Annotated in this window: 6 protein-coding genes and 1 pseudogene; 3 read left to right on the top strand and 4 right to left on the bottom strand. The window is 63.1% G+C overall.

Going from position 1 to position 6,119, the window contains the following annotated elements; genetic code table 11:
- Positions 1-38: 38 nt before the first annotated feature.
- Both EN745_RS27485 and EN745_RS27480 read right to left on the bottom strand, forming a co-directional pair.
- Positions 39-698, bottom strand: a complete 660-nt coding sequence (locus tag EN745_RS27485) for a glutathione S-transferase family protein (protein WP_127422706.1) — start codon at positions 696-698, stop codon at positions 39-41.
- A 98-nt stretch (positions 699-796) separates the two neighbouring features.
- Positions 797-1,876 (bottom strand): metallophosphoesterase, encoded by a 1,080-nt coding sequence (locus tag EN745_RS27480; RefSeq protein WP_245487853.1) that lies wholly within the window; start codon positions 1,874-1,876, stop codon positions 797-799.
- 178 nt (positions 1,877-2,054) lie between these two features.
- On the opposite strand from EN745_RS27480, the gene EN745_RS27475 reads away from it, so the two are divergent.
- Together EN745_RS27475 and EN745_RS27470 are read left to right on the top strand one after the other, a co-directional pair.
- A complete protein-coding gene (locus EN745_RS27475; RefSeq protein WP_245487852.1) occupies positions 2,055-2,582 on the top strand; it encodes a hypothetical protein in 528 nt (175 codons plus the stop codon).
- Between the two features lie 390 nt (positions 2,583-2,972).
- Positions 2,973-4,235, top strand: coding sequence for an ABC transporter substrate-binding protein (locus tag EN745_RS27470; RefSeq protein ID WP_348628258.1), 1,263 nt, complete (start codon positions 2,973-2,975; stop codon positions 4,233-4,235).
- A gap of 164 nt (positions 4,236-4,399) precedes the next feature.
- Here EN745_RS27470 and EN745_RS27465 read toward each other — a convergent pair whose 3' ends face one another.
- Entirely contained in the window at positions 4,400-5,017 is a 618-nt protein-coding gene (locus EN745_RS27465) for a TetR/AcrR family transcriptional regulator (protein WP_189363175.1), read from the bottom strand.
- Positions 5,018-5,165: 148 nt separating this feature from the next.
- Between EN745_RS27465 and EN745_RS27460 the strand changes: the two genes are divergently transcribed.
- Positions 5,166-5,939: an NIPSNAP family protein gene (locus tag EN745_RS27460; RefSeq protein ID WP_127422704.1), complete on the top strand. Its 774-nt coding sequence runs from the start codon at positions 5,166-5,168 to the stop codon at positions 5,937-5,939.
- Here the strand turns inward: EN745_RS27460 and EN745_RS36360 are convergent.
- Positions 5,940-6,119, bottom strand: a pseudogene (locus EN745_RS36360) (hypothetical protein); the annotation flags it as partial.

Raw genomic sequence — 6,119 nt, 5'->3', positions numbered from 1 at the left:
CAATTCTCTTGAAGAGATATGGCATGCCGCCGTCGTGGTCAGTCCTGTTCGCGAGGGCCTGGCTCCGGCCACGTCTCCTTAGCCGCCTCCGTATACCAGTGCCGCATCGCAGGCGTGGAAAGCACGGCGTCGACATAGGCGCGGATATCCGGCGCCAGCTCGCCGCCATAGGTGTCGAAACGGGTGACGATCGGCGCGTACATGGCATCCGCGGCGGTGAAATGACCGAACAGGAACGGGCCGCTCACGCCATGTTCAGCCCGGCATTGCCGCCAGATCGCCTCGATGCGTGCCCGTTGCGTGTCGCCCTCGGCGTCGAGCGGCTTGTGGCTCTTCGGTCGACGCAGGTTCATCGGCCAACCGTAGCGGACCTCGCGAAAACCGGAATGCATCTCGGTCGCCACCGAACGTGCCAGCGCGCGGGCACCGATGTCGTCCGGCCAGAGCTTTTTCTGCGGAAAGAGATCGGCAAGATATTCAAGGATGGCAAGGGTTTCCCAGACAATCCTGCCATTGTGATTCAAGACCGGCACCAGACCGGTTGGTGACACTTTGGCGAGATTGGCAAAGGTCTCGGGCGTGCGCAGGCGCACGAAACTCTCCTCGAACGGGATCTCCAGATGCCGCATCGCCACCCATGGCCTGAGCGACCAGGAGGAAAAGCATTTGTTGCCGATGAAGAGCGTGAATTCAGCCATGGTTGTTCCCATATTGCCCGCGCATTCGCAGGCGCACCCTACCCGCCTGCTTGCCGGGCCGATCCCGAAATTACGACCAGGGCCGCTGTCCCGCCGCCTCAGAAACTCAGGCTCTTGGAAAAAGCGTTGGTGAAGACCACCTCGCCGTGGTCGCCTGCCGCCTCGCCGAGCACCACATCCATGCTGTCGCCGGTCACCCGCGCCAGCGCGAAGCCGCCCATGTAGGCGGCCTTCGGCTTGAACAGGTCGAGCCCGTCGCGGCGGTAGATCATCGGCACCTCGTGCTGGTGGCCGTGGAAGATTGCGATGACATTGTAGCCCTTGAGAGCCGAAAGCAGGGCCTGGCGGTCCGCCTCGCCCCACCAATGCGGCGAGCCGGTGCCCTCGTCGTCATAGGTCCTTTTCGCCGGATCCCAGCGCTCGATCGAGAAAATGTCCCAGCCATAGTGCTGGAACAGGATGACCGGGCGGCCGTCGCCGGCATAGGTCGCCAGGTCCTGCTTCAGCCATGGCAGGCTGCTCAGCGCGCCATGGCCGGTGTCGCCGGCGAAACGGTGCGTCTGGACGAGATGCAGGCCGCCCCAATCCCAGGAATAGCAGTCGGTGTCGACGTCATAGTCGGTTGCCGGCACCGGCGGCTTGAAGAACACGCCGGCCCGGTGGTTGACCTCGACATAGTCGCGCAGCTCGCGGCGGTACCAGTCGACATGCGGCGGCGAGCCGTTCTGGTCGAGGTCGTGGTTGCCGAGGCCGACATAGACGGGCATGTGCACGCGGTCGGGGCCTATGCCCTGCTGGTAGCGCTGGCTGAACTGCAGCAGCTGCGTGCCCTCGCTGGGCTCGGTGACCTGGCCGCCGCCGTCGTCGGTGATGTCGCCGCCGGTGACCAGGCCAAGCGGCGTGCCGATGCGGCTGCCGGCCGAACGCAGGCCGGTGGCGACGCCGCCGATCTCGGCCGGCCAAGCCTTGTCGGCGATGCCGTTCAGGGCAGCGACGCTGCGCAGAAGCGCGGCATCCGTCTTGCCCTCCTGCAGGCAATTGGGGCTCAACCCGCTCGCCATGCGGCAGGCATGGATATCGGCGATGAACAGGAAAGTCGCGTCGACCGGCTGGATTCGCTTTCCGGTCTGACCGAATGCCGGATGGGCAAAGGCCGCGGCAGACGCAAGGCTCGCCATCTGCGCCAGGAAAGCGCGACGGGATATCGAACGGGTTTGCCAGCTATTCATCATGGCCGAAATTCAGCACAGGCGGCGCCCGGCCGTCCAGTTCCCTCCCCGACCCGCCAAGCATCGACATGGCGGTATGGGTCTGGCAGTCTTGCGCCTTCAACTTGAGCGGGAAGAGGAGGATGCGATGAAGGCCGCAACGATCGGCATGGCCCTGCTTGCCGCGGCGGGCGCCGCGCATGGCGCCGAATGCGTCGACGCCAAGACCGCCAAGACTGGCTTCGTGCTGGAGATGCCGGGCATCCGCAGCGAGTTCCGGCCGGCCGCCGGCGGCATGGTTTCGGTCGCCAACACATACCAGTCGGAATCGCCGCAGACGCAGTTTCTCTATGCTGGGCTGATCGAGGTGTTCCGCGACAGCACGACCGGCCATCTGGCGATGATCCCGCTCGGCGACCTGAAGAAGCTGTTTCCGCTGAAGGCAGGCGCGAAGAGCACGACGCAGTTCGTCGAGCTGTCGCCGAAGAAGCAGCCGAAAGGCACCAAGACGCTGGAACTGGCGGTGAAGGGGCAAGGAGACGTTCAGCCTCGGCGGCTGCAAATACAATGTGCTGGCGGTCAAGGAGACATTCAAGAACCAGGCCGGCGAGACGCTGGACACGTTCACCGCGCTCTACGCGCCGGATCTCGGCGCATCGCTGGCCCGGCGCTATGACGAGGGCACGAATTCGGAGAGCGTGGTCGGCTACGAGACGATCAAGCCGCTGGCGAATTAGACTAGGTCCAATCTACACTTCAGGATTCTCAACGCTGGCGCGTTGGTGCATGGCGTTGCGGAACCTCCGAGTCGTGCGCCAGTGTCCGTGATTTCGAAGTTCGCATTATTGCGAATATCGCGGTCCGAGCGAACTCGAAACGACACTGGAACAGATCTGACGTATCCGGGTCATAATCTGCGCATATCGCCCACTTCCCCAATATGCCATAGTCGCTCAGAGGCGTCGCCAACCGGTGTTCGCCCCCACCTTCACGACCGCGATCGATACCAAGACGATCGACGCGGAGGAACTTGCATCGACCGCAAGCCGACGGAGGAAATTGGGCCATGAAACATGGATCATCAGAAGAACACCCAACGAGGGTTGAACCTGCCGCTGGTCAGCGAACGATGAATCGCCGCGACGCGCTCAAGGCAGCAGGTCTGGCTGGAGCCGCCCTATCAACGGGTGCCGTGTCGGTCTGTGCCGTTGCAGCGCCGGTCGATGCAATGGAAGACCTGGTTGCGGCCGCCAAAGCGGAAGGGCAGCTTACCGTCATAGCATTGCCTCGCGATTGGTGCGAATACGGCGTCGTGATAGACGGGTTCAAGGCGAGATACGGTCTGACAATCAACGAACTCCGGCCCAATGGCAGCTCAGCCGATCAGATTGAGGCGATCAGGGCTGGGCGAGCCAAGACCGACTCCCAGACCCCGGATGTAGTCGACATTGGCATGTCCTTCGCCTCATCGGCTAAGGAGGATGGCTTGCTGCAGCCGTACAAAGTGTCAACGTGGGGCACAATTCCGGAAGCCGCCAAGGATGCGCAAGGGTATTGGTGCGGCCGCTATTACGGAGTCCTTGCGTTCGAGATCAACGCTGACCTCGTCACCAAGATGCCACAGGATTGGGCGGATCTTGCCGCGCCGGAGTATAGGAATTCGGTCGGCCTCGCCGGCAATATTTCTTCAAATCAAGCAGTCCAGAGCGTGTTCGCCGCAGGCTTGTCGGCGGCTAAGGGTGACGTCGAAGAAGCCGCTGCTCAGGGGCTGAAGTTCTTCGCCAATCTCAATGAAAAGGGCAATTTCGTTCCCATCATCGGTGATGCCAACTCACTTGCTGACGGTCGCACGCCGATCCTCGTTCGCTGGGACTACCTCGCGCTCGGCGACCGCGAACGGCTCAGGGGGAAAACGAGGATCGAAGTCATCATGCCAAGGACCGGCGTCGCTGCGGGTGTCTATGTCCAGGCGATCAGCGCCTATGCTCCGCATCCAAACGCTGCTCGGCTGTGGATGGAGTACCTTTATTCAGACGAGGTGCAGATCGCATTGTTGAAAGGCCACTGTTACCCGATCCGGTTCGCGGACCTCGTGCGCAGAGGATCGGTCCCTGTCGATTGGCGCGAAAGGCTCCGGCACCTCGACCATGAGGGGTACGATGTCGACCCGATATTCCCAGCACTCAAGGACCAGGAGAGGGCGAGAGACGTCATAACCAACGGCTGGGACGATATCGTTGGTGTCAAGGTACGTTGCCTGCCTGCTGACGGGTACCTTGGCCCGGTATCCCTCAACAGTAGCATGGCTAGCGGAGCAAACGGTTCCTAGTTCACGAGTTTGAGGTCAGCAACGGCCTCGTGTGTCGTGATTTCGAAGGTCGCATTGTTTCTATATCGCGCTCCGAGCGAACTTCGAAATCGACACGACACAGGAAATCAATGAGGTACCAGGATGTTTGATGCCGTTGGGACAGAGCGGGCGGCGTTCCGGCATCAAGGTGGTCTGCGCAGCACCCTGCGGCGCCGCCTCGCTGCCAATCCGCTCTGTGGGGACGGGGCGCCCTGCTCCAACCCCGCCAGGCAATCCCGCAGCAGACCCGCATCCTGCGCCGTCTTGGCCATCGACATGGCGCCCGAATAGGCGGCGACCGCCAGCGCGGCATAGCGGTCGGGGTCCATGCCCTCGTCCCGGCCCGCTAGCCGGTCGACCCGCAGCTTGTCGGCGATCGCCAGCCGCCACCCGGCAAAAATGCCCGCAAGCGCGATGCGGAAGTCCGGGTCGGCGAGCGACAGTTCATGCGCGAGGTTGTTGAGCGGGCAGCCGCGCACAAAGCCTTGCCGTTCCAGTTCAGCCGCCACCGCCTCGAACACGGCGCGGACGCCTTCGCGCGCCGTGGATGCGGCGCGCACCGGCGCGATCCAGGTCTGATCCACGGTGGCGGCCACCCGCTCCTCGATCACCGCCAGCGCCAGCGCCTTCTTAGTCGGGAAATGGTGGTGCAGCGCGCCGCCGGTGACGCCCGCCGCCGCCATCAGGTCGCCGAGGCTGGAGGCGTGATAGCCGCGCGCCTGGAAGGATTCCTCCGCCACGTCGAGCACGCGGCGGCGCATGCCCTCCGGGTCGTTGGTGCGTTTTTGGCGACGCGATTTCGGCTGGGCGGCAATCTCTCCTGACATCTGGGCACGATACCAGATTGACAAAACAGGACAACCGGTCTGTTTTACAAAACAGGACGATCACCCTGTTTTGGAGCCGACAATGGACCTTGCTCGAAACGAAATCTCTGCACGCCTTGCTTCACCGATCGTGGAACTCAGGCAGTATACGCTGAAGCCCGGCCGGCGCGAAACGCTGATCGACCTCTTCGATCGCGAGTTCATCGAGAGCCAGGAGGCGACCGGGATGACCATTATCGGCCAGTTCCGCGACCTCGACCGGCCCGACATATTCGTCTGGATGCGCGGCTTCGAGGACATGACAGCGCGAAAGGAGGCGCTGAGCGCCTTCTATGGCGGACCGGTCTGGGCGGAGCATCGCGACGCCGCCAATGCGACGATGATCGATTCCGACGACGTGCTGCTGCTGAAGCCGGCCTGGCCGGGCGCCGGGTTCGACGTCCAAAGGTTGCGGCGGCCAGCTCCCGGCAAAGTCGAAAACCAGAGCGAGAATAATTGCTTACCTGGTATTATTGAGATCCAGATTCATCATTTGCGACGCGGCGCTGAAGCCGGTTTCGCAAACCGCTTCGAGACCGAAGCCGTTCCGCTGCTCGCGGAAAACGGCATGCGCCTGCTTGGCGCCTTCATCAGCGAGCATGCCGAAAACAGCTTCCCGCACCTGCCGGTGCGGTCGGGCGAAAACGTCTTCCTCAGCGTCACCGGTTTCGACGACGAAGGCGCGCGCCGGCGGTCGCAAACCGCCCTCGCCGCCTTGCCGTCATGGCAGGCGTTCCGCGATACCACGCAGGCCGATTGCACAAAGCCTGCCGAGACGCTGCGCCTGACGCCCACGGTCCGATCACTGTTGAGGTGATTACCCGCCCAGGCCCGGCATCATTTCCAAGATCGCGTCGGCGATGGAAACCGGATCCTCCCAATGCGGGTTGTGACCGCAATCTTGCGCCCACACCAGACGTGAGCCCACCAGCGCCTGAGCCAGCGCTCGCTGGTGCACCGCGCCGATCTGACCGCCGTGGGGCGAGCCGTGCAGGTG

It is taken from the genome of Mesorhizobium sp. M4A.F.Ca.ET.022.05.2.1, from assembly GCF_003998845.1.
Classification (GTDB): domain Bacteria; phylum Pseudomonadota; class Alphaproteobacteria; order Rhizobiales; family Rhizobiaceae; genus Mesorhizobium.
Note: the sequence above shows the minus strand (reverse complement) of the source record. Positions and strands in the feature narration are given on the sequence as shown.

Excerpts from the sequence above, each read along its gene's own strand:
- EN745_RS27485 (WP_127422706.1), bottom strand. The coding sequence starts at position 698 with ATGGCTGAATTCACGCTCTTCATCGGCAACAAATGCTTTTCCTCCTGG.
- EN745_RS27480 (WP_245487853.1), bottom strand. The coding sequence starts at position 1,876 with ATGGCGAGCCTTGCGTCTGCCGCGGCCTTTGCCCATCCGGCATTCGGT.
- EN745_RS27475 (WP_245487852.1), top strand. The coding sequence starts at position 2,055 with ATGAAGGCCGCAACGATCGGCATGGCCCTGCTTGCCGCGGCGGGCGCC.
- EN745_RS27470 (WP_348628258.1), top strand. The coding sequence starts at position 2,973 with ATGAAACATGGATCATCAGAAGAACACCCAACGAGGGTTGAACCTGCC.
- EN745_RS27465 (WP_189363175.1), bottom strand. The coding sequence starts at position 5,017 with ATGCGCCGCCGCGTGCTCGACGTGGCGGAGGAATCCTTCCAGGCGCGC.
- EN745_RS27460 (WP_127422704.1), top strand. The coding sequence starts at position 5,166 with ATGGACCTTGCTCGAAACGAAATCTCTGCACGCCTTGCTTCACCGATC.